Annotated in this window: 19 protein-coding genes; 12 read left to right on the top strand and 7 right to left on the bottom strand. The window is 67.2% G+C overall.

Features of this window, described 5'->3' with window-relative positions; genetic code table 11:
* Positions 1-104: 104 nt before the first annotated feature.
* The 5 genes from hemW to rph all read right to left on the bottom strand — a co-directional run bounded on the left by hemW (position 105) and on the right by rph (position 3,497).
* A complete protein-coding gene (gene hemW / locus ACYVGE_RS10035; protein ID WP_460729485.1) occupies positions 105-1,343 on the bottom strand; it encodes a radical SAM family heme chaperone HemW in 1,239 nt (412 codons plus the stop codon).
* Positions 1,340-1,651, bottom strand: a complete 312-nt coding sequence (locus ACYVGE_RS10030) for an antibiotic biosynthesis monooxygenase family protein (RefSeq protein WP_460729483.1) — start codon at positions 1,649-1,651, stop codon at positions 1,340-1,342. Before ACYVGE_RS10030 ends, hemW begins: the two co-directional genes overlap by 4 nt.
* A gap of 3 nt (positions 1,652-1,654) precedes the next feature.
* Positions 1,655-2,260: an RdgB/HAM1 family non-canonical purine NTP pyrophosphatase gene (rdgB, locus tag ACYVGE_RS10025; protein ID WP_460729481.1), complete on the bottom strand. Its 606-nt coding sequence runs from the start codon at positions 2,258-2,260 to the stop codon at positions 1,655-1,657.
* A complete protein-coding gene (locus ACYVGE_RS10020) occupies positions 2,257-2,652 on the bottom strand; it encodes a VOC family protein (protein WP_460729479.1) in 396 nt (131 codons plus the stop codon). The genes rdgB and ACYVGE_RS10020 overlap by 4 nt, the downstream gene beginning before the upstream one ends.
* Positions 2,653-2,765: 113 nt before the next feature.
* The gene (gene rph, locus ACYVGE_RS10015) at positions 2,766-3,497 is read right to left on the bottom strand and encodes a ribonuclease PH (RefSeq protein WP_310054156.1); all 732 of its coding nucleotides are present in this window, start codon (positions 3,495-3,497) and stop codon (positions 2,766-2,768) included.
* 126 nt (positions 3,498-3,623) lie between these two features.
* On the opposite strand from rph, the gene ACYVGE_RS10010 reads away from it, so the two are divergent.
* From ACYVGE_RS10010 to ACYVGE_RS09990, 5 genes are all read left to right on the top strand, one after another.
* Complete coding sequence (locus ACYVGE_RS10010) at positions 3,624-4,484, top strand: YicC/YloC family endoribonuclease (protein ID WP_460729476.1); 861 nt, start codon at positions 3,624-3,626, stop codon at positions 4,482-4,484.
* Positions 4,485-4,509: 25 nt separating this feature from the next.
* Positions 4,510-5,127, top strand: coding sequence for a guanylate kinase (gene gmk / locus ACYVGE_RS10005; RefSeq protein WP_460729474.1), 618 nt, complete (start codon positions 4,510-4,512; stop codon positions 5,125-5,127).
* A gap of 229 nt (positions 5,128-5,356) precedes the next feature.
* Positions 5,357-5,656 (top strand): DNA-directed RNA polymerase subunit omega, encoded by a 300-nt coding sequence (gene rpoZ / locus ACYVGE_RS10000; protein WP_310054152.1) that lies wholly within the window; start codon positions 5,357-5,359, stop codon positions 5,654-5,656.
* A gap of 141 nt (positions 5,657-5,797) precedes the next feature.
* Positions 5,798-7,984: a RelA/SpoT family protein gene (locus tag ACYVGE_RS09995; RefSeq protein ID WP_460729472.1), complete on the top strand. Its 2,187-nt coding sequence runs from the start codon at positions 5,798-5,800 to the stop codon at positions 7,982-7,984.
* Positions 7,985-8,029: 45 nt separating this feature from the next.
* Complete coding sequence (locus ACYVGE_RS09990; protein ID WP_460729470.1) at positions 8,030-8,413, top strand: RidA family protein; 384 nt, start codon at positions 8,030-8,032, stop codon at positions 8,411-8,413.
* 181 nt (positions 8,414-8,594) lie between these two features.
* Here ACYVGE_RS09990 and ACYVGE_RS09985 read toward each other — a convergent pair whose 3' ends face one another.
* Positions 8,595-9,647 carry an AraC family transcriptional regulator gene (locus ACYVGE_RS09985; protein ID WP_460729468.1) on the bottom strand — a complete coding sequence of 351 codons (1,053 nt, stop codon included), beginning with the start codon at positions 9,645-9,647 and terminating at the stop codon, positions 8,595-8,597.
* A gap of 110 nt (positions 9,648-9,757) precedes the next feature.
* Between ACYVGE_RS09985 and ACYVGE_RS09980 the strand changes: the two genes are divergently transcribed.
* The 7 genes from ACYVGE_RS09980 (at position 9,758) to ACYVGE_RS09950 (ending at position 19,877) form a co-directional block, all read left to right on the top strand.
* Complete coding sequence (locus tag ACYVGE_RS09980) at positions 9,758-11,008, top strand: parallel beta-helix domain-containing protein (protein WP_460729466.1); 1,251 nt, start codon at positions 9,758-9,760, stop codon at positions 11,006-11,008.
* Positions 11,005-12,165 carry an SO2930 family diheme c-type cytochrome gene (locus ACYVGE_RS09975; protein WP_460729464.1) on the top strand — a complete coding sequence of 387 codons (1,161 nt, stop codon included), beginning with the start codon at positions 11,005-11,007 and terminating at the stop codon, positions 12,163-12,165. The genes ACYVGE_RS09980 and ACYVGE_RS09975 overlap by 4 nt, the downstream gene beginning before the upstream one ends.
* A gap of 98 nt (positions 12,166-12,263) precedes the next feature.
* A complete protein-coding gene (locus ACYVGE_RS09970; RefSeq protein ID WP_460729462.1) occupies positions 12,264-14,696 on the top strand; it encodes a TonB-dependent receptor in 2,433 nt (810 codons plus the stop codon).
* A gap of 82 nt (positions 14,697-14,778) precedes the next feature.
* The gene (gene recG / locus ACYVGE_RS09965; protein WP_460729460.1) at positions 14,779-16,896 is read left to right on the top strand and encodes an ATP-dependent DNA helicase RecG; all 2,118 of its coding nucleotides are present in this window, start codon (positions 14,779-14,781) and stop codon (positions 16,894-16,896) included.
* Positions 16,897-16,922: 26 nt separating this feature from the next.
* Positions 16,923-17,855, top strand: a complete 933-nt coding sequence (locus tag ACYVGE_RS09960) for a nucleoside hydrolase (RefSeq protein WP_460729458.1) — start codon at positions 16,923-16,925, stop codon at positions 17,853-17,855.
* 80 nt (positions 17,856-17,935) lie between these two features.
* Positions 17,936-18,181 carry a type B 50S ribosomal protein L31 gene (locus ACYVGE_RS09955; RefSeq protein ID WP_310054140.1) on the top strand — a complete coding sequence of 82 codons (246 nt, stop codon included), beginning with the start codon at positions 17,936-17,938 and terminating at the stop codon, positions 18,179-18,181.
* 391 nt (positions 18,182-18,572) lie between these two features.
* Positions 18,573-19,877 (top strand): citrate synthase, encoded by a 1,305-nt coding sequence (locus tag ACYVGE_RS09950; protein ID WP_457096443.1) that lies wholly within the window; start codon positions 18,573-18,575, stop codon positions 19,875-19,877.
* Between the two features lie 84 nt (positions 19,878-19,961).
* On the opposite strand, the gene ACYVGE_RS09945 is transcribed toward ACYVGE_RS09950, so the two are convergent.
* Positions 19,962-21,449 carry a M20/M25/M40 family metallo-hydrolase gene (locus ACYVGE_RS09945; protein ID WP_460729455.1) on the bottom strand — a complete coding sequence of 496 codons (1,488 nt, stop codon included), beginning with the start codon at positions 21,447-21,449 and terminating at the stop codon, positions 19,962-19,964.
* Between the last annotated feature and the right edge of the window lie 87 nt (positions 21,450-21,536).

The raw sequence follows: 21,536 nt of genomic DNA, 5'->3' as shown, positions 1-21,536 counted from the left end.
ATCTGACGACGATCTTAATCACGTGGGCGGCCTCGCTGCCAGCAGCTAATGCAGACAGTGATGCAAAAACCGGGCCGCCGGGTCCGGAGGCCCCGGTCGGACGTTCAGAGGAACAACGAGACCAGGTCGTTGTTGAAGCGGCGACCGGCGTCGGTGGGGCGGACATGGCCGCCCTCGATCTCCAGCCAGCCGTAGTCGAGGGCCCGCTGCAGCGGCGCGGCGATGGCGTCCTGCGCCAGCCCGGTGCGCAGGCTGAACAGGTCCAGCTCGAAGCCGTCGACCAGGCGCAGCGCATTGAGCATGAATTCGAACGGCCGGCGCTCGGGGTCGATACGGTCGTCACCGCCGATGGCGTCGGCCTTGCCGGCGCCCGCCAGGTACGTTGCCGGATGCTTGACCTTCCAGCGGCGCAGGATGCTGGCGTCGTGCCCCAGGGTGAGCTTGCCGTGCGCCCCCGCGCCGATGCCGAGGTAGTCGCCGTAGCGCCAGTAGTTCAGGTTGTGCGCGCTCTGGCGCCCCGGCCGGGCATACGCACTGACCTCGTACTGCGCATAGCCGCGCGCTGCGAGCAGGGCCTGGCAGTGCTCCTGCATGTCCCAGCTGGCATCGTCGTCGGGGATGCCTTGCGGCGGCTTCGCCGCGAACATCGTGTTGGGCTCCAGCGTCAGCTGGTAGTGGCTGATGTGGGCCGGCTGCAGGGCGAAGGCGCGCTCCAGGTCGTACTCGGCCATCGCCAGCGTCTGCTGCGGCAGCGCGTACATGAGGTCGAGGTTGATGTTGTCGAAGCCAGCGTCCTGCGCCAACTTCACCGCCGCGTCCGCCTCCTTGCTGTCGTGGATGCGGCCAAGGCGTTGCAGGCAGCCATCGTCGAAGCTCTGGATGCCGAAGCTCAGGCGGTTGACGCCGGCAGCGCGGTAGAGCTCGAAGCGGCCGTGTTCGGCGGTGCCGGGATTGGTCTCCAGGGTGATCTCGCAGCCGGGCGCGAAACGCAGGCGGCTGCTGGCGCCCTGCAGGAAGCGCTCGATGTGTTCCGGCGGAAAGAGGCTGGGCGTGCCGCCGCCGAAGAACACCGTCTGCACGGTGCGGCCCCATACCAGCGGCAGGTCATGGTCGAGGTCGGCGAGCAACGCATCGATGTAGGCGGCGAACGGCAGCGCGCCACGCCCCTCGTGCGAATTGAAATCGCAGTATGGGCATTTGCGCACGCACCACGGCAGGTGCACGTAGAGCGAGAGCGGCGGCGGGTGGAGCGGCACGCTTGCGGATCGCGGGTCCGCGCGCTCCTGAACGCCCGACGGCTGTGCCGGCGGGCCGGAGATCGGAGCGGAAGAATGTCCGTTCATGGTGTGGTGTATGCGCCGATGCGGCGCTCGGCGAGGGTGAGTGCGTCGCCGGAGGCATCAATGTGCGCGTAGCGGGATTGCGCCGCGGTGAGGAAGGCGTCGTAGGCGTCCTGCGACGACCATCGGTCGATGGTCAACCAGCGCGTGGAATCCGCATCGGCGGGACGCACGTCGCGCAGCAGTTCGGTGTCGACAAAGCCCGGGTATTCGCGGAACAGCGCGACCCATTCGCCTTCGTTGCCGTACAGCGCGGCGAACGCGGCTTCGCAACCGGCGCGCACATCGAATTCCCAGATCACCGCGAACATGGATTACAGCCAGGTATCCGCCAGCTTCTGCCGCAACGCCGCCAGCGCGCGGCCTCGGTGGCTGAGGCGGTTCTTGATCGCGGGCTCGAATTCGGCCGCGGACAGGTTGTTCTCCGGATCGAGGAACACCGGGTCGTAACCGAAGCCGCCGTCGCCGCGCGGGGTTTCCAGGATCAGTCCCGACCACCGGCCTTCCGCGATGACCGGTTGCGGATCGTCGGCGTGGCGCAGCAGTACGATCACGGCATGGAAATGCGCGGTGCGTTGCGCCGCCGGCACGTCCTTCATCGCCGCCAGCAGCTTGGCGATGTTGGCTTGCGCATCGCCGTGTACGCCGGCATAGCGCGCCGAATACAAACCGGGGGCGCCGCCGAGCGCGTCCACGCACAGGCCGGAATCATCGGCCAGCGCCGGCAGGCCGGTGGCACGCGCGGCGTGGCGCGCCTTCAGCAATGCGTTCTCGACGAACGTCAGGCCGGTTTCCGCGGCGTCTTCCACGCCGAGTTCGCCCTGGGTGACGAATGCGTAGCCGGCGGCGCCGAGCAGGTCGCGGAATTCCGCGAGCTTGCCGGCGTTGCTGCTGGCGACGACGAATTTCACCGGGCTCATGCGTGCAGTTCGACCAGGTCCCAGCGGTTGCCGTACAGGTCGACGAACACGGCGACCGTGCCGTAGGGCTCGCGGCGAGGCTCCTCGGCGAAACGCACGCCGCGTTCGCACATGGCCGCATAGTCGCGGGCGAAGTCATCGGTATGCAGGAAGAAGCCGACGCGGCCGCCGACCTGGTCGCCGACGCGGGTGCGCTGCGCCTCGGTGACGGCCTGCGCGAGCAGCAGGGCGGTGCCACCGGGGGGGCCTGGGGGCGCAATGCGGACCCAGCGCTTGCCGTCGCCCAGATCGTTGTCCTGCAGCAGGGTGAAGCCGAGCACCTGGGTGTACCAGGCGACGGCTTCGTCGTAGTCGCCGACGAGCAGCGCGATGTTGGCGAGATGTTGCTTCATGGGGAGTCCTTCTACGGCGGCAGGACATGGCGTCCTCCGCTGCGGGTTGCATCGCAGTCTTCGAGGCGCGGGCCCGGCGATTCGTGCCTTCCGGGTCAACGCCGTGGCTTGGGTCAGGCGGCCAGCGCCTCGCGCTGTTTCGCGATCAGGGCGGCGATCCCGGCCTCGGCCAGGCCGAGCAGGGCATCGAGTTCGTCGCGGCGGAACGCGTGGCCCTCGGCCGTGCCCTGCAGCTCGATGAAGCCGCCGCCGTCGTTCATCACCACGTTCATGTCGGTGTCGCAGGCGCTGTCCTCGGCATAGTCGAGGTCGAGGACCGGCACGCCCCGATACACGCCGACCGAGACCGCGGCGACCGCGCCCACGACCGGATTCGTCGCGATCATCCGCTTCGCCTGCATCCAGCGTACGGCGTCGACCAGCGCGACATAGGCGCCGGTGATCGCCGCGGTGCGGGTGCCGCCGTCGGCCTGCAGCACGTCGCAGTCGAGGGTGATGGTGCGTTCGCCCAGCGCCTTGCGGTCGACGCAGGCGCGCAGCGCCCGGCCGATCAGGCGCTGGATCTCCAGCGTGCGCCCGCCCTGCTTGCCGCGCGCGGCCTCGCGGTCGTTGCGGGTGTTGGTGGAGCGCGGGAGCATGCCGTACTCGGCGGTGATCCAGCCCTCGCCCTTGCCGCGCAGGAAGGCGGGCACGCGGTCGTCGACGCTGGCGGTACACAACACGCGCGTGTCGCCGAAGCTGACCAGGACCGAGCCCTCGGCGTGGCGCGTGTAGCCACGCTCGATGCGCACGTCGCGCAGCTGGTCGGCGACGCGGCCGCTGGGACGGAGGGGGGAGGTATTCATTGCACGCAGTCTAGCAGCGAGGGGTGCCGGCCGGCCCGGCCCGGCCGCGCGACCCCCGGCTCTGCACTCCCGGCGTTGCACCCCCGCAGTGGCATACTGCGCGCCCGCAACCGGCCGGAGTACCGCATGATCCGCAGCATGACCGCCTTCGCCAGTGGCGAACGCGCCACGCCCTGGGGCACGCTCGGCTGCGAACTGCGCTCGGTCAACCATCGCTTCCTCGAGGTCGGCGTGCGCCTGCACGACGAGCTGCGGTCGCTGGAGCCGGTGTTGCGTGAACGCGTCGCCACCCGCATCACGCGCGGCAAGCTCGACCTGACCCTGCGCCTGCGCGCGCCGGAGGGCGGCAATGGCCTGCAACTGGATCCCACCCGCCTGCGCGAGTTGAGCGAGCTGGCGATCGACATGGCCGCGCGCTTCCCCGGCCTGCACACCGAGTTCACCCAGCTGCTGCAGTTCCCCGGCGTGCTGCAGGCGGCGGCGACGGATACGGCGGCGCTGCAGGAGCAGGCGCTGGCCCTGCTCGACGAGGTCCTGGACGAATTCGTCGCCTCGCGCGAACGCGAAGGCGGCAAGCTCGCGGCGGTGATCGGCGAACGCGTCGACGGCATCGCCCGCATCGCTGGCGAAGTGCGCGCGCTGATGCCGGCGATCCGCACCGGCCAGCGGCTGAAGATGGAAGCGCGCCTGGCCGACCTGCCGCAGCCGCTGGATCCGGGCCGGCTCGAGCAGGAACTGGTGCTGTGGCTGCAGAAGCTCGATGTAGAGGAAGAACTCGACCGCCTCGATGCGCACGTCAGCGAAGCGCGACGCGTGCTCAAGCTGAAGGAGGCCGTCGGTCGCCGGCTCGACTTCCTGCTGCAGGAATTCAACCGCGAAGCCAATACGCTCGGCTCAAAGTCGGTCGATGCGCGCAGCTCCGCCGCGGCGGTGGAGCTGAAGGTGCTGATCGACCAGGTGCGCGAGCAGATCCAGAACATCGAATAACCGATAACGAGCACGCCAACCGATCATGCGCGGAACCCTCTACATCGTCGCGGCGCCTTCCGGCGCCGGCAAATCCAGCATCGTGAATGCAGTGCTGGCGCGCGATCCGAACATCCGCCTGTCGATTTCGTTCACCTCGCGCCAGCCGCGACCGGGCGAACGCCACGCCGAGCATTACCACTTCGTCAGCGCGGCCGAGTTCGAGTCGATGGTGGAGGCCGGCGACTTCTTCGAGCACGCCCTCGTCCACGGCGACTGGAAGGGCACGGCGCGGCAGTCGGTGGAGCCGCAGCTGGCTTCGGGCAAGGACGTGCTGCTGGAAATCGACTGGCAGGGCGCGCGCCAGGTGCGCAGCAAGGTGCCGGATGCGGTCAGCGTGTTCATCCTGCCGCCCTCGCGCCAGGCGCTGGAGCACCGCATGCGTGTCCGCGCCCAGGACAGCGACGAGGTGATCCGGCAGCGGCTCGACGCCGCGCGCGAGGAGTTGTCGCACTACACCGAGTTCGACTACGTCATCGTCAACGAACACTTCAATACCGCCGTCGACGAGATGTGCGCGATCTTCACCGCCAGCCGGCTGCGCCGCGAAGCCCAGGTGGCCCGCCATTCGCGCCTGATCACGCAACTGCTGGCGGACGAATAACGACCCGCCTGCCGTACCAAGTGGCGGCCGGCCAGGGTGAATGCCGCGCGCGCGGCTGGATCTCGTGAACAATCCGCCCTGCAAATACAAGTACAGCCCCCAGATTGAGCGGAATCCAGCCTAACTGGCTGATTCATAAGGCTTGGCTTGCTTTTGTCGCGGCGGGCACCCTACAATCCACGCCCCCTCAAAGCCTGATGGACGGCCCGACCGGCCGCCCGGGAGTCCCATGGCCCGCATCACCGTAGAAGATTGCCTGGAAGTGGTCGATAACCGCTTCGAACTCGTCATGATGGCCGCCAAGCGCGCGCGCCAGCTGGCCAACGGCGTCGAGCCGCTGATCGACAACAGCGAGGCCCAGGACAAGCCGACCGTGCTGGCGCTGCGTGAAATCGCCGCACGCCGCATCGACACCGGCTACATCGACGCCGTCGAGAAGTCCGAGCGCGAGCGCAAGGAGCGCGAGGCCCTGGAATGGGCCGCTGCCGAAGTGGTCGCCGACGACGACATGTCCAAGGGCGACGACTGAGCCCAGCGGGCACCTTCTCCGCTTTTGTTACAGCACGACCCCGCTCCGGCGGGGTCGTTTGTTTTTGCCGGCGTGCAGTTCGCCCCATCGGTTCAGGTGGAATCCGTTGCGCCACAACCAGCGCGCCCTTAGATTCGGGTCATGAGTCCCCTTTCGCCCGTGCTGGACCCGGCCGCACCCGCTTCCGAAGAGGCGGAGCTGCCCGATTACGTGCGCGAACTGGAGCAGGCCGCCCAATACCTGCCGAAGTCGCAGCGTGAACAGCTGCGACGGGCGTGGAGCATCGGCGCCGCCGCGCACGCGGGGCAGACGCGCAAATCGGGCGAGCCCTACATCACCCACCCGGTCGCGGTCGCCAAGGTGCTGGCCGACCAGGGCCTGGATATCGAAACACTGGTCGCCGCCATCCTCCACGACACCCTGGAGGACACGCCGCTCACGCCGGACGCGATCACCACCGAATTCGGCGCCACCGTCACCGAACTGGTCGACGGCGTCACCAAGCTGGACAAGCTGCAGTTCCGCGATCGCCAGGAAGCCAATGCGGAAAGTTTCCGCAAGATGCTGCTGGCGATGTCGCGCGACCTGCGGGTGATCCTGATCAAGCTCGCCGACCGCCTGCACAACATGCGCACGCTCGGCGCGCAGAGCGTCGAGGCGCGCCGCCGCATCGCCGCGGAGACGCTGGAGATCTTCGCCCCGATCGCCCAGCGCCTGGGCATGAACCTGATCAAGGCGGAGCTGCAGGACCTGGGCTTCCGCGCGCTGCATCCCTGGCGCCACGCGGTGCTGGAGAAGCGCATACGCACCCAGCCGGTGATGCGCCGCGAGTCGATGGTGCAGATCGAGGCGCAACTGGCGCAGAAGCTGGCCAAGGAAAAACTGCAGCACCGCCTGATCAGCCGGGTGAAGTCGCCCTGGAGCATCTACGGCAAGATGCGCGCGGAGCACAAGAACTTCACCCAGGTGATGGATGTGTTCGGTTTCCGCATCGTGGTGGGCACCGTGGCCGATTGCTACCACGCACTGGGCGTGGTGCATGCGGCTTACAAACCGCTCGACGCGCGCTTCCGCGACTTCATCGCCATTCCGAAGGCCAACGGCTACCAGTCGCTGCACACGGTGCTGTTCGGTCCGTACGGTTCGCCCATCGAGGTGCAGATCCGCACCGAGGACATGGACCTGATCGCCGAGCGCGGCATCGCCGCGCACTGGTCGTACAAGCACGGCGGCCGCGACATGCCGTCCAGCGCGCAGAGTCGCGCGCAGGGCTGGATCACCAGCCTGGTCGAATCGCAGCGCGCCACCGGCTCGTCGCTGGAATTCCTCGAGAACGTCAAGGTCGACCTGTTCCCGGACGAGGTCTACCTGTTCACGCCCAAGGGCGACATCCTGTCGTTGCCGCGCAACGCCACCACGCTCGACTTCGCCTACGCCGTGCACACCGATGTCGGCAACCACGCCGTGGCCGCGCGCGTCGACGGCAAGCTGGTGCCGCTGCGCAGCAAGCTTTCCAGCGGCCAACGCGTGGAGATCATCACCGCGAAGTCGTCCGCGCCGAAGCCGCAGTGGCTGGAGTTCGTGGTCTCGGGCAAGGCGCGCACCTCGATCCGCCAGCAGCTCAAGCAGCTGGAACACGAGGACGCCGTGCAGCTCGGTCACCGCATGCTCGACCGCGCGCTGGAAGCGCTGGCGACCTCGCTCGAGCGGGTGCCGGCGCAGCGCGTGGACTCCTTCCTCGCCGAACACCGTTATCCGCGCCTGGAATCGCTCCTGGCGGACATTGCGCTGGGCAACCGCATGCCGCAGCACGTCGCACAGGCGCTGACCCGGGAAGCCACGGCCAAGACCAAGCGCCGCGTCGTTCCCCAGCCGATGCCGCGCAGCGAGGACAAGATCCTCATCACCGGCGCCGAGCGCGGCGTCATCAGCTTCGCCCAGTGCTGCCTGCCGATCCCCGGCGACGAGATCATGGGTTACCACACCACCGGCAAGGGCATCGTCGTGCACCGGCTCGACTGTCCCAATGTCGCCGAGTACCGCAAGTCGCCCGATCGTTGGGTCACGATCGGCTGGGACCGCGAAGTCAGCGGCGATTTCCCCACCGCGATGCGCATCGAACTCGACAACCGCCCCGGCGCGCTGGCCCAGGTGGCCGCCGCGATTGCTGAAGCCGAATCGAACATCGACCGCCTCGAATACATCGAGCGCGATACCAACGTCTCGGCGATCCGCTTCCAGATCGAGGTGCGCGACCGCAAGCACGTGGCGGAAGTGATGCGGCGCGTGCGCCGGCTCAAGGTAGTGCTGGCCGTGCAGCGGATCTGAGGGGTGCTCGGGTAAGCTGCGCGCAGCTTTCGACCGGAGAATCCCATGCCCCGCGACATCATCCACACCGACCGCGCCCCCGCCGCCATCGGCCCGTACTCGCAGGCCGTGCGCGTCGGTTCCACCGTCTACCTGTCCGGTCAGATTCCGCTCGATCCCAACACCGGCCTGGTCATCGAGGGCGACGTCGAGGCGCAGGCGCGCCGGGCCTTCGAGAACCTCAAGGCCGTGTGCGAAGCCGCGGGCGGCTCGCTCGACAACATCGTGCGGGCGGGGCTGTTCCTCACCAACCTCGGCGATTTCGGCAAGGTCAATGCGGTGATGGCCGAGTACTTCAGTGCGCCGTTTCCCGCGCGTTCGACCGTCGAGGTTTCCGCGTTGCCGCGCGGCGTGCAGTTCGAAGTCGACGCGATCATGGTGCTGGACTGATTCCCAGGCTGCGCCTGGGAATCCCCAAAGTTTTTGCCGCGCAAAACTTTGGGCCCCGTCAGTCGCCGCCATACCCCCATTCGCGCTGCGCGCGAATCGCCCCCTGACTCAGGGGGCTGGTGTGGCGTTGGGCCCAGCAGTCGCTGCCTGACTCAGAGGGCTTGCGCCGCGTCCCTTCCGATCAGCCGGATGGACGCAGTGCACGCGGCGCCACCCCCGACCAGCGCTTGAAGGCACGGCGGAATTCGCGCGCGTCGTGGAAACCGACCGCCATGCCGACCTGCGCGATGCTCAGGCGCGATTCGGCCAGCAGGCGCCGCGCGGAGTCGTTGCGCACGCGGTCATGGATCGAGGTGAAGCTGGTTTGCGCCGCCTGCAGCTGGCGGCGCAGCGTGCGTTCGGTCATGTGCAGCTCTGCGGCGATGTCGACGAGACGCGGGTTGTCGGCGACACGAGCCTGCAGCAGGCGCTCCACCACCGCGACGATCTCGCTGCTGTCGCGGTTGCTGGACAGTTGCGCGTCACACAAGGCCAGCACCTGCCGTGCGCTCACCGGGTTGTGCGCAGGCATCATCCGGGCCAGCCAGGCGCGATCGATCACGACGCGATTGCGCTCGCGGCCGAACTGGACCTCGCACTCGAACGCATCGGTGTACTTGTCGGCATAGCCCGGTGCCGGATAGGCGAATTCGACCCGGTGCGGCCGGAATTCCGGGCCGAGCAGGCCACGGCAGAGCCACAGCGAGCTGACGAACAGTTCCTCGCACAGGAACGGTTCCAGTTCGCCGCTTCGATCGCTGCCGTCGCGCATGCGAGCGATGACGGCAACGCCGTCGCGGTCCTCTTCCAGTTCCAGCTCGACCATCGATCCGGTGATCGGGGCGTAGTGGATGGCCAGCCCCAATGCCCGGGCGAAATCGGGCGCGGTGAGCATCGCCAGGCCGAGCAGGCCGAAGCTGCCGATGTCCTGTCTTCCCCCCAGCACGAGCCCGTGGCCGCGCCCGGGCAGGCTGCGCAGGGCGCGCCGGATCACCAGCGCCGCCTGCCGGTACGACAAGTAGGGCAGCGCCTCCAGCGAGAACTGGGCCGGGCCCAGGCGCAGGCCGGCGAACCAGGGCTCGCTCGCAACCCCTTGTTCGTGGGCCAGCGCCACCAGCCCGGCCACGATCGTGCTCTTGATGTTGGCGACGTTGAGGCGCGGGTCCCCGGTGTCGAGGCTGTGCGGTTCCTGCATGGCGAGACTTACCTTGTCCGTTTTGCCCCCCACAGTATGCCGCGCCTGCCCTCCACGCGGGCCGCGACGCACCACAGACTCGGGGAAATCAGGCGCGGGGGGCGTTACGGATGAAGCGGATCGTGTTGGGCGTGGCCATGGCGGCGGTGCTGGTGGGTTGTGAGAGGCAGGGGCCGGCGCCCGTGGCCGTCGACCGCGACTACCAGAAGGTTCTGATCGAGCGCCTGCTGGACGCCAAGCCGGGCGACGTGATCGAGATTCCCGCCGGCAACTTCGCTTTCGACCGGAGCCTCAACCTGCGCGCGGACGGCGTGACGATCCGCGGCGCCGGCATGGACAAGACGGTGTTGAGCTTCAAGGGACAAAAGAGCGGCGCCGAGGGGCTGCTGGTCAACGCCGGCAATTTCACGATCGAGAACCTCGCGATCGAAGACACCAAGGGCGATGGCCTCAAGGTCAACGAAGGCGAGAACATCGTCATCCGTGGCGTGCGCGTGGAATGGACGCGCGGCCCGCATACCGACAACGGCGCCTATGGCCTGTATCCGGTGCAGACGAAGAACGTGCTGATCGAGGACTGCGTGGTGATCGGCGCCTCCGACGCCGGCCTGTACGTCGGCCAGTCGGACACGATCGTCGTTCGCCGCAATCGCGTGGAACGCAACGTCGCCGGCATCGAGATCGAGAACAGCAAGAACGCGGACGTCCACGACAACGTCGCCACGCAGAACACCGGCGGCATCCTCGTCTTCGACATGCCCAACCTGCCGCGGCGCGGCCACAGCACGCGCGTGTTCAAGAACAAGGTGTTCGACAACAACACCGACAACTTCGCGCGCAAGGGCGCGGCGGTGGCGAGCGTGCCGGCCGGCTCCGGCGTGGTGCTCAATTCCGCCGACAAGGTGGAGATCTTCGATAACGACATCGGCAGCAACAAGACCGCGAACGTGATCATCTCCAGCTACTGGTCCACCGGTTACATGAACAAATACGGTATTTCCAAGGACTACGATCCTTATCCGGAAGAGGTCTACGTGCACGGCAACCGTTTCAAGGGCGGCGGTGATTCCCCCGACGGCCTCGACCTCAAGACGCTGAAGGTCGCGCTGTTCGGCCTGGGCGGGAGCCTGCCGGACGTGCTGTGGGATGGTTACGTCAACGCGCAGCGCGCCCAGGGCCCGCAGATCTGCGTCGAAGGCGCGTCCGGCGTGCTCAATGCCGACGGTCCGCACAAGTACAAGAATCCCGGCCTCGTCGGAGATGCCGTGCGCTGCACGTTGCCGGCGTTGCCGGCGATCGTGCTGCCGGGTGCGACGCAGGCAGGCGCGCCGCCGGCCGCCAAGGCAGCGTCCAAGTCATGAAATGTTGGCGATTCCTCCTGGCGGCGCTGGTGTCGCTGCTGGCCTGCAGTGCGTGCAACCGGAGCGGCGATGCGGGCGTGACCTTCCACGCCCAGGGTCGTCCGGAAAAACTCAGCGACTGGCATGTCGTGATCGCGGATGGCAAGCGCCTGCGCCTGAATGACGGCGTCGAGCCCTTTGCGCTCAACACGGCGTTGTTCAGCGACTATGCCCACAAGCTGCGCACGATCTGGCTGCCACCCGGCACCAGGGCGAAGTACCACGCCACCGATGCCTTCGAGTTTCCGGTCGGCACCATCATCAGCAAGACCTTCTACTACCCGCGCGCGGCGGGCAGCGACAACGCGGTGCTGCGCATCGCCGAACAGCCCGGCGAAAGCCGAGACGGCCTGGACCTGGCGAAGATGCGCATGATCGAGACGCGCCTGCTGGTGCGGCGCGAGCAGGGCTGGGTGGCGATGGCGTATGTCTGGAATGCCGGACAGACCGAAGCCACGTTGGCGCGCGCCGGCGAGATCGTCCCGCTCGAGCTGCGCAAGGCCGACGCTCCCGTCGGCGAGGGCGTGAAGCAGATCGGCTATCTGGTTCCCGACGAAAACCAGTGCGCGGGTTGCCATGCCACCGACAACAGTTCGCATGAGATCCACCCGATCGGTCCGCGGGCACGCCATCTCAACCGCGACGATCCCTGGCACCCTGGCACGAACCAGCTGGCGCGCATGGCGGCGCTCGGGCGGCTCGAAGGCCTGCCGGCGACCGGCGTGCCGCGCAATGCACGGCTCGACGATGCCAGCGCGACGCTGGACGCTCGCGCCCGTGCCTACCTCGACGTCAATTGCGGCCACTGCCACAGCCCGAAGGGACCCGCAGACACCTCCGGCCTCTGGCTCGACGCATCGACAAACGATCCGATCCACCTGGGCGAATGCAAGCCGCCGGTGGCAGCCGGGCAGGGGACGGGCGACCACACCTTCGACATCGTGCCGGGGCGGCCCGATGACTCGATCCTGGTCTACCGCATGAGCAGCCTCGATCCCGGCGCGATGATGCCGGAGGTCGGTCGCGCCACGGTGCACGAGGAGGGGGTGGCCCTGGTCCGCGACTGGATCACGGCTTGGCTGGGCAGTTGCAGCAGCACTGCCACCGCCGCGCGATAGCAAGACGAGGACATGGCGGGCGGCGCACGGCATCGCCGGTGGCAGCACGCCCGTCCAATAACGCTTCATCAACGGAAATATCTGGGGAGAGTATTCCGATGTCGCCACGCAAGAACCGGCTAGCGGTTTCGCTTGCCTATGCCCTGTTCGGTTGTGTTTCTCTGGCGGCGATGCCGCAGGCCTTCGCGCAGGATGCTCCGGCATCGAAGGCCGATACGGCCGCGCAGAAGGCGACCGACCTGGACGCCATCACGGTCACCGCGCAGAGCCGCGAGCAGGAACTGCAGGATGTGCCGATCGCGTTGCAGGTGGTGACCGAGCAGCTGCTTGACGATGTCGCCGCCGAGGACCTGGGCGACATCGACAGCTTCGTGCCGGGCCTGAAGGTCAACAGCCAGCAGCCGACGCAGCCGAGCTTCGAGCTGCGCGGCATCAGCACCGACGACTTCGGCATCGGCACCGATCCGGCCGTGGGCGTGTACGTCGACGGCGTCTATGCCGGTCGCGGCGGCGGCGTGCTGCTGCCGTTCACCGACGTGCAGCGCATCGAGGTGCTCAAGGGCCCGCAGGGCACGCTGTTCGGCCGCAACACCGCGGCCGGTGCGATCTCGATCATCACCAACCGTCCCGGTAACGAGACCGCGGCTGCAGGCAAGCTGCGCGTGGGCAACGACAACAAGACCTACTTCGAGGGCATGGCCAACGTCGCGGTAAGCGACGATTCCGCGTTCCGCTTCAACGGCATCTTCAATCACAGCGATGGCTGGCTGCAGGACTCGGTCACCGGCAAGGACCTGAACCCGGAGAACAACTGGGCGACCCGCGCCGCGTTCCAGACCCGCTTCGGCGACAACACCCGCGCCTGGATCAGCTGGGACCACGAGAGCCTCGACCAGCAGGGCCAGGCCACCACCGGCATCGTGCTGATACCGGCGCTGCCCGCGCTGCCCACCGCGCCGGTCGACGAGACCGCGTTCCTCGATCCGTTGAAGGTGCCGACCGCGTCCGACGCCGCGAATGGCGAGACCCGCGAGTTCGACGGCGTGACCCTGACCGTCGACCACAGCTTCGAGTGGGGCAACCTGACCTCGACCACGGCCTGGCACCAGTACGACTCGATGAACCGCGTCGAGGAAGACGGCACCAACCTCAGCTATCTCTACGTCGATTCCACCAATACCGAGAGCAACGAGAACTTCTACCAGGAGTTCAAGTTCAGCGGCAGCACCGATCGCCTCGACTGGATCGCCGGCGCGAGCTACTTCCAGGAAGAAGCCGACCAGACCAGCGAGGTCAACGTGTTGACCGACTCGGTCGATACGCTGGCGCAGAACCTCGGCCTTGCCCCTCCGGGTGGACTGTTCGGCCCGATCAGCGACCTCGCCAACTCTTTCGGCATCCCGGTCAACCTGCACGGGCTGCCGTGGAACGAGAAGTTCGTCAACTCGCTCGACACCAAGGCCTACGCCGCCTTCGGCGACGTGATCTGGCACGTCAATGACAAGCTCAACCTGACCGCCGGCCTGCGCTACACCCGCGACGAGAAGGACTTCACCTGGTTCAACGACCTGCGCAGCGCGCCGGAACTGGACGCGCAGCTCGATCTGCTCGATGCGGTCGGGTTCTTCGATGCGATCGGCATTCCCAAGGAGGCCTTCATCTTCGACGTCGCCTTCATCGATCCGCCGGCGCTGTTGAACAAGGGCGTGCTCAACCGCGCGGAGAAGTCCTGGGACGACCTCAGTCCGCGCTTCGTCGTCGACTATCACTTCAATGACGACCTGATGGGCTTCGCCTCGCTGGCCAAGGGCTACAAGGCCGGCGGTTTCAACGCGCTGCAGATCGGCAGCGAGTTCGAGAACGAAGACGTGTGGAATTTCGAGGCCGGCATCAAGCAGTCGTTCCCCGAGCACCGCCTGGCCTACAACGCCTCCGCCTTCTATTACGTCTACGACAACCGCCAGGCCGTGACGCTGGACATGTCGACGCAGATCCCGCGCTTCATCGTCGACACCTCCGACCAGGAGGCCTGGGGCGTCGATTTCGATGCGCGCTGGCAGGCTACCGAAGGGCTCGGCCTCGACTTCAACGCCGAGTACCTGGACGCGACCTACAAGAACTACACCAACCCGCAGGGCATCGATCTGGACGGCCAGACGACCGGCGCGCCGGAGTGGTCGATGTCGGCCGGCGCCAACTACGTCTGGCACCTGGGCGACAACGGCGACCTGCGTCCGGCCCTGCGTTATTCCTACATCGGTTCCTGCCGCCGCAACGACGAGTCGGTGAACCAGCTCAGCTGCGGCCAGTTCGGCGCGATCGACCTCGGCGAGGCGCAGGAAATCCTGGATGCGCGCATCGGCTGGACGTCGCCGAACGGACATTGGGGCTGGGCGGTGTACGGCAACAACCTGCTCGACAACCAGTACGTCAACTCGCTGGGTACCTATGGGGCCACCGTGCTCGGCACCGTCGGCGCGCGCGTAACCGCGCCGCGCACCTATGGAATGGAGATCAGCGCGAAGTTCTGACCGCATGTGTGTGTGGAGGCTCTCCACCCCCGGCATTCGTGCCGGGGTTTTTTTTTGCACGCGATCCCGGCAGGCTGTGGCGATGCAGACCCCCAAGGGCGGGCCTACCGTCGCATTCCAGTCGCCACCGATCAGCAGCCTGCACGGGGTGGGCCCGCGCGTGGCGGAGAAGCTCGCCGCCCGCGGCCTGCTCACCGTGCATGACCTCTGGCTGCACCTGCCACGGCAGTACGAGGACCGTACATCGCTGACGCCGATCCGCGCGTTGCAGGCGGGTGTCGCGGCGCAGGTCGAAGGCCGCGTCGATGCGATCGAACGCGGTTTCCGCTATCGGCCCATGCTGCGGGTAGCCCTCAGTGATGACTCGCATGCCACCCTGGTGTTGCGCTTCTTCCATTTCCGCGCCGCGCAGGTCGCGCAATTTGCTCCTGGCGCGCGCATCCGCTGTTACGGGACCCCGCGCGCGGGCCAACACGGCCTGGAAATCGTCCACCCCAGCTACCGCATGCTCGACGACTCGGCCGAAGTCGAACTCGGCAGCGCGCTGGATCCGGTGTATCCCGCGATCGAGGGTATCGGCCCGGCGTCGCTGCGCAAGCTGATCGGCCTGGCGCTCGACCGCCTGCCGCAGGACGAATCACTGGAGTTGCTGCCGCGCGCACTGCGCGAGTCGCTGGACCTGCCATCGCTGCGCCAGGCCCTGCTTACCGTGCATCGCCCGCAGGCCGGCGAGGACATCGCCGCACTGCTCGCCGGCCGCCATCCGGCGCAACGGCGTCTGGCACTGGAGGAACTCCTCGCCCATCACCTGAGCCTGCGCCGCCAGCGCCTGGCGCAGCAGGCGCATGCGGCGCCCGCGCTGCGCCGGGCGACGCTGGCCGGCAAGTTGCGCAAGTCCCTGCCCTTCAAACTCACCGGTGCGCAGCAGCGCGTCTTCGACGAGATCCAGGCGGACCTCGGCAAACCCTCGCCCATGCTGCGGCTGGTGCAGGGCGACGTCGGCAGCGGCAAGACCGTAGTGGCCGCGCTCGCCGCGATGCAGGCAGTGGAAGTCGGCAAGCAGGCCGCCTTGATGGCGCCGACCGAGTTGCTGGCCGAACAGCATCTCAACAACCTGCGTGGCTGGCTGGAGCCCCTGGGCGTGCGGGTGGCATGGCTCGCAGGCAAGGTCACGGGCAAGGCGCGCAGCAAGGTGCTGGAGGAGGTCGCATCCGGCGACGCGCAGGTCGTGGTCGGCACCCATGCACTGATGCAGGAAGGTGTCGCCTTCCGCGACCTCGCACTGGCCATCGTCGACGAACAGCATCGCTTCGGCGTGCACCAGCGCCTTGCGCTGCGCGACAAGGGCACGGGCGGCACCGGCAATGGCGACAGCATCGTCCCGCATCAACTGGTGATGACGGCAACACCGATCCCCCGCACGTTGGCGATGGCCGCGTATGCGGACCTCGATGTCTCGGCCATCGATGAACTGCCGCCGGGACGCACGCCCGTGCAGACCGTCGCCCTGAATGCCGAGCGTCGCCCCGAACTGGTCGAGCGCATCCGCACGGCCTGCGCGGAAGGGCGGCAGGCGTACTGGGTGTGCACGTTGATCGACGACAGCGACGAGGTGGTCGCGCAGGCCGCGCAAAGCACCTTCGAGGATCTGTCGAAGCAGTTGCCGAAACTGCGGGTCGGGCTCGTGCACGGCCGCATGAAGGCCAGCGACAAGCAATCCACGATGCGCGCCTTCAAGGAGGGTGCGATCGACCTGCTCGTCGCCACCACCGTGATTGAAGTCGGCGTCGACGTTCCCAACGCCTCGCTGATGATCATCGAGAACGCGGAGCGACTGGGACTGGCCCAGCTGCACCAGTTGCGTGGACGCGTGGGGCGGGGCAGCGCAGCTTCCAGCTGCGTGCTCCTGTACCAGTCGCCGCTGTCGCAACTGGCGAAGCAGCGCCTGGAGACCATGCGGCAGACGCACGACGGATTCGTGATCGCGGAAAAAGACCTGGAGCTGCGCGGCCCCGGCGAACTGCTGGGCACCCGCCAGACCGGGCTGGCCGGCTTCCGTGTCGCCGACCTGGCCCGCGATGCCGATCTGTTGCCGCTGGTGCAGCAGGTCGGCGCGCAGCTGCTCGCCGAGGCGCCCGACATCGCCGAGCGCATCATCGCCCGCTGGGTCGGTGGCGCGGCGCGTTATGCGTCCGCCTGACGGCACACCTTGGTCATAATGTCGGCATGACCCGCATCCCTCTGCTGATCGACACCGATCCGGGCGTCGACGACGCCCTCGCCATACTCATGGCCCTCAACGCCCCGGGCCACGAAGTCGTGGGCCTCACCATCGCGGCCGGCAATGTCGGCCTGCAGCACACCGTCGCCAACGCACTGAAGCTGTGCGAAGTCGCCGGCAGCGACGTGCCGGTGTACGCCGGTTGCGCGGCGCCGCTGCTGCATCCGGCGCGTGACGCGGCCTACGTGCATGGCCGCGACGGCTTCGGCGATATCGGCTACGCGCCGGCGCAGCGCCAACCCGGCAACGAACACGCCGCACTGGCCATCCTGCGCCTGTCGCACGAATACGCCGGGCGCCTGCTGCTGGTAGCGCTGGGACCACTGACGAACCTGGCGCTGGCACTGAAGCTCGACCCGACCCTGCCGTCGCGCATCGCGCGCTGCGTGGTCATGGGCGGTGCCGTCACCGCGCACGGCAACATCACCCCGGCGGCCGAATTCAACATCGCCTTCGACCCCGAAGCGGCGCACATCGTCTTCAGCGCCTTCCCGCACATCGACCTGGGTGACTGGGAGGCGACCATGGCACACGGCCTGCTGGATACGGATGTCGATCGCTGGCTGGCCGCCGAGTCACCGCGCGCACGCTTCTACGAGGCGATTTCACGGCAGACCCGGGCCTGGTCCGGCGAACGCCGCGGCAACCGCTGGTATTCCGCCGATGGGCTGGCCATGGCCTTTGCCCTGGCGCCGGAAGGGGCGCTGGAAACCGCCGAACGCCCGCTGGCCGTGGAAACCGAAGGCCGGCATGCCCGCGGGGCCAGCATCGTCGACTGGCGCCGCGAAAGCGGGCAGGCGGACAACGTCCGCATCCTGCTGCGCTACGACCAGGCGCGGTTCGAGGCACTGGTCGAGGCGGCCCTGGCCGCCGGTTGACGCGCCGAAGACCGGGCTTGCCACGGACCGCAGCGGGCCGCTATACTGCCCAGCTTTCCCGAAGCTATTGGCGCGTTGTCATGAAGACCGGCATCCATCCCGAATACCGTGAAGTCATTTTCCAGGATGTGACCACGGATTTCGCATTCCTGACCCGCTCGACCCTTGGCAGCAAGGAAACGATCAAGTGGGAAGACGGCAACGAATACCCGCTGATCAAGCTGGATATCACGTCGGCCTCGCACCCGTTCTACACGGGCAAGCACAAGATCATGGATATCAGCGGTCGCGTCGACAAGTTCCGCAAGCGTTACGCGCAGAAGTGATGTCGACGCTCGCGCGCTGAGCGCGAGTACAGGTGGTCCGGCGCACGCGCCGCCACCGACGCACAAGAAGCCCGCCTTTCCATGGCGGGCTTTTTGCGTTTCCGGTCGGTTGGATGGTGGCGATCAGTCGGTTGGATGCGGCGATCAGGGCGCAGGAAATTGGTGGCGCCATCGCGGGGCGGCCCCGCTTTTCACGGCCTCCACAGGCCGCCCTGGTTTCTTGAGCATCCGCTCTATTTCCGCACGGTGCATGCGACTTTGGTACCACCCTGCGGCACCGAATGCTTGTGCGATAATTCGCCGTCGCGGCCAGGCCGCGAACGACTACAGAGTTAGTTTCCCTCCAACCGCCGCGGCGATGCCTGCGGCGTGCAGATACCAGGAGCGTTACGTGTCCGAGTCCTCCAAGTCCGGCCTCGATCAGGTCACCCTGACCGCGGGCGACAAGAGCGTCACCCTGCCGGTACACCATCCGACCTTGGGTGCCCCCTGCATCGACATCGGCAAGCTGCCCAAGGAAACCGGCTGCTTCACCTACGACAACGGATTCACCGCTACCGCCAGTTGCCGTTCGGCCATCACCTACATCGATGGTGATGCAGGCGTGCTGCTGTATCGCGGTTACCCGATCGAGCAGCTCGCCGAGAAGTCGAACTTCCTCGAAGTCGCCTACCTGCTCATGAACGGCGAACTCCCGACCCAGGACGAGTTCGCGAAGTTCGAGCACGAAGTCACGCATCACACGATGATGCACGAGGCCTTCCGCACGTTCCTGTATGGCTTCCGCCACGACGCGCATCCGATGGCGATGCTCACGGGCATGCTCGGATCGCTGGCGAGCTTCTATCACAACGACCTCGACATCGAGGATCCGGAGCATCGCCGCCTGGCAGCGATCCGCCTGATCGCGAAGGTCCCGACCATTGCCGCAGCGTGTTACCGCTACTCGATCGGCTGGCCGATCCGCTACCCGCGCAACAACCTCGAATACACCACGCGCTTCCTGCACATGATGAAGGAAGTGCCGAGCGAGCCGCTGGAACTCGATCCGGTCGCGGCCAAGGCGATGGACCTGCTGTTCATCCTGCACGCCGACCACGAGCAGAATGCCTCGACGTCGACCGTTCGCCTGGTTGGTTCCACTGGCGCCAATCCGTACGTGAGCGTCGCCGCCGGCGTCGCAGCGCTGTGGGGCCCGGCGCACGGCGGTGCGAACGAAGCCGTGCTGAAGATGCTGGCCGAGATCGGCAGGCCGGAGAACGTCGGTTCCGCCGTGGAGAAGGCCAAGGACAAGGAATCCGGCTTCCGCCTGATGGGCTTCGGCCACCGCGTCTACAAGAACTACGACCCGCGCGCGGCGCTGGTGCGCAAGATGACCCACGAAGTCCTCGGCGCGCTCCACATCAACGATCCGTTGCTGGAAGTCGCGCTGCGCCTGGAAGAAGCGGCGCTGAAGGACGAGTACTTCATCCAGCGCAAGCTCTACCCGAACGTCGACTTCTATTCCGGCATCATCTACAAGGCGCTGGGTATCCCGACCGAGATGTTCACGGTGATGTTCGCCATCGCCCGCACCGCCGGCTGGGTCTCGCACTGGCTGGAACAGCAGAACGATCCGGAAAACAAGATCGGCCGACCGCGCCAGATCTATACCGGTTCGGCGACGCGCGACTATCGCGGGATGGACCAGCGCTGATTGCGCGTCGCGTCCCTCGCGTCCGCACGAACAAGAACGCCCCGATTCGTCGGGGCGTTCTTTTTTAGTCGGCCCGGCGCGGGGTCAGTTCGCGAGCTCGTACAGATATTCGACGAAGGACATGGTCGCTCCGTCGATGCCTTGCAGCTTGGGGTTGGCGGATTCGATCAGGTAGTACTCGTCCGGGCCATGTGCGCCGCTGCCATGGCCGAGGCCGAAATGGCCGGCGGCCAGCTTCAGCGGCGCACCGGTGAACACGTAGCCAGGATATGAGCCCGCGTTGCGTGGCCACAGCAAGGGATCGATGCCGGCTTTCTTGAGCGTGGCGATCTGGGCCTGGATGAGCGGGGCGTCGGGGGAGGTGCTGGTGGGGTCGTAGCCGCCGGACACGTTGACTTCGATATCGCCGAAACCGCGCTTGGCCAGATGGGCCTTCAACGCGGCCACGGCTTCGTCCCTGGTCATGCCGGGCACCAGGCGCATGTCGATCTTGGCCACGGCGCGGTGGGGCAGCACGGTCTTGCCGCCGACGCCGGTATAGCCGCCGACGAGACCTTCGATGTTGATGGTCGGCTGCGATTCCAGCCGCTCGTTGGCCTGTTGCCACGGCAGGTCGTCGATCCAGCGTTGCACGCCGAGCTGCTGCTTGGCCTGCGCCTCGCTGCGGCGCTGGGATGCCATGGCAATCATGCGGCGCTCGGACTCGCTGAGCGGCAGCGGCTTGGGATAGCCATCGACGGCGATGGTGTTGCCATCATCGGACACCAGGGTGTCGAGTGCCTTCACCAGGTGCCAGGCCGGGCTATCCACCATGGCCTTGAGCGAGGAGTGGATGTCCTTGCCGGGGCCGCGTCCCCATTTCTCGCCGCTCGACACCAGCTCCAGTTCGACCACGCCCTTCGAGCCCAGGTTGACGGTGACCACGCCGTCGATGCCCTGCATTGCCGAGGGCATGAACACGCCGACGGTCCTGGCGAGTGCGGCCTGCACTTCGGGACGCTGCACGATCTGGCCGATGTGCGGCGAGCCGATTTCCTCTTCGCCTTCCGCCACCAGCACCAGGTTCACGGGCGACTTCCCGCCGGCAGCGCGGATGGCGTGCAGGGCGGCCAGGAATGCCGCCTCCGGACCTTTCTGGTTGACCGCGCCGCGGCCGATCAGCACCTTGCCCAGGCCCGGCTTGTCGACCAGGCGAGCCTCCAGCGGGGGCGAGGTCCATTCCGCCGGATCGAATTGTTTGACGTCGTACATGAAGTACAGGCCCACCGTCCTGGCGGCGCCGGCGTCGAGCGTGGCGAAGACGCCCGGCTTGCCCTCGGTGTTCACGATCGATACCTGCTGGAAGCCGGCATCGCGCGCGAGTTTCGCCATGTATTCCGCGCCGGCGGGATAGCCCCGGTCCTCCGCGGCTATCGCCGGTTGCGCGATCCAGTCCTGGAGGCGTTTGACCGTTTCGCCATGGTGTCGGGCAACCTCCGCGCGGATCGCGGACAGCTCGCTGCTGTCGCTGGCGTGGACCGGGGCGGCAACCGATGCGGCACTCGCGACGAAGGTGGCTGCGACAGCGGCCATTTCCTTCCCGCGCAAGGAAAACCTCACGTACATGCGTTCACTCCTGGGTTGGCTGCACAACAATCCGAGGCGGGCACGACGACGTCC

It is taken from the genome of Lysobacter rhizosphaerae, from assembly GCF_054779795.1.
Note: the sequence above shows the minus strand (reverse complement) of the source record. Positions and strands in the feature narration are given on the sequence as shown.

What these genes read in the sequence shown, in the direction of transcription:
- rph (WP_310054156.1), bottom strand. Translation starts at nt 3,497, where the DNA reads ATGAATACCTCCCCCCTCCGTCCCAGCGGCCGCGTCGCCGACCAGCTG.
- ACYVGE_RS10010 (WP_460729476.1), top strand. Translation starts at nt 3,624, where the DNA reads ATGATCCGCAGCATGACCGCCTTCGCCAGTGGCGAACGCGCCACGCCC.
- ACYVGE_RS09985 (WP_460729468.1), bottom strand. Translation starts at nt 9,647, where the DNA reads ATGCAGGAACCGCACAGCCTCGACACCGGGGACCCGCGCCTCAACGTC.
- ACYVGE_RS09975 (WP_460729464.1), top strand. Translation starts at nt 11,005, where the DNA reads ATGAAATGTTGGCGATTCCTCCTGGCGGCGCTGGTGTCGCTGCTGGCC.
- ACYVGE_RS09970 (WP_460729462.1), top strand. Translation starts at nt 12,264, where the DNA reads ATGTCGCCACGCAAGAACCGGCTAGCGGTTTCGCTTGCCTATGCCCTG.
- recG (WP_460729460.1), top strand. Translation starts at nt 14,779, where the DNA reads ATGCAGACCCCCAAGGGCGGGCCTACCGTCGCATTCCAGTCGCCACCG.
- rpoZ (WP_310054152.1), top strand. Translation starts at nt 5,357, where the DNA reads ATGGCCCGCATCACCGTAGAAGATTGCCTGGAAGTGGTCGATAACCGC.
- rdgB (WP_460729481.1), bottom strand. Translation starts at nt 2,260, where the DNA reads ATGAGCCCGGTGAAATTCGTCGTCGCCAGCAGCAACGCCGGCAAGCTC.
- ACYVGE_RS10030 (WP_460729483.1), bottom strand. Translation starts at nt 1,651, where the DNA reads ATGTTCGCGGTGATCTGGGAATTCGATGTGCGCGCCGGTTGCGAAGCC.
- hemW (WP_460729485.1), bottom strand. Translation starts at nt 1,343, where the DNA reads ATGAACGGACATTCTTCCGCTCCGATCTCCGGCCCGCCGGCACAGCCG.
- ACYVGE_RS09960 (WP_460729458.1), top strand. Translation starts at nt 16,923, where the DNA reads ATGACCCGCATCCCTCTGCTGATCGACACCGATCCGGGCGTCGACGAC.
- ACYVGE_RS09955 (WP_310054140.1), top strand. Translation starts at nt 17,936, where the DNA reads ATGAAGACCGGCATCCATCCCGAATACCGTGAAGTCATTTTCCAGGAT.
- ACYVGE_RS09945 (WP_460729455.1), bottom strand. Translation starts at nt 21,449, where the DNA reads ATGGCCGCTGTCGCAGCCACCTTCGTCGCGAGTGCCGCATCGGTTGCC.
- ACYVGE_RS09990 (WP_460729470.1), top strand. Translation starts at nt 8,030, where the DNA reads ATGCCCCGCGACATCATCCACACCGACCGCGCCCCCGCCGCCATCGGC.
- ACYVGE_RS10020 (WP_460729479.1), bottom strand. Translation starts at nt 2,652, where the DNA reads ATGAAGCAACATCTCGCCAACATCGCGCTGCTCGTCGGCGACTACGAC.
- ACYVGE_RS09995 (WP_460729472.1), top strand. Translation starts at nt 5,798, where the DNA reads ATGAGTCCCCTTTCGCCCGTGCTGGACCCGGCCGCACCCGCTTCCGAA.
- gmk (WP_460729474.1), top strand. Translation starts at nt 4,510, where the DNA reads ATGCGCGGAACCCTCTACATCGTCGCGGCGCCTTCCGGCGCCGGCAAA.
- ACYVGE_RS09980 (WP_460729466.1), top strand. Translation starts at nt 9,758, where the DNA reads ATGAAGCGGATCGTGTTGGGCGTGGCCATGGCGGCGGTGCTGGTGGGT.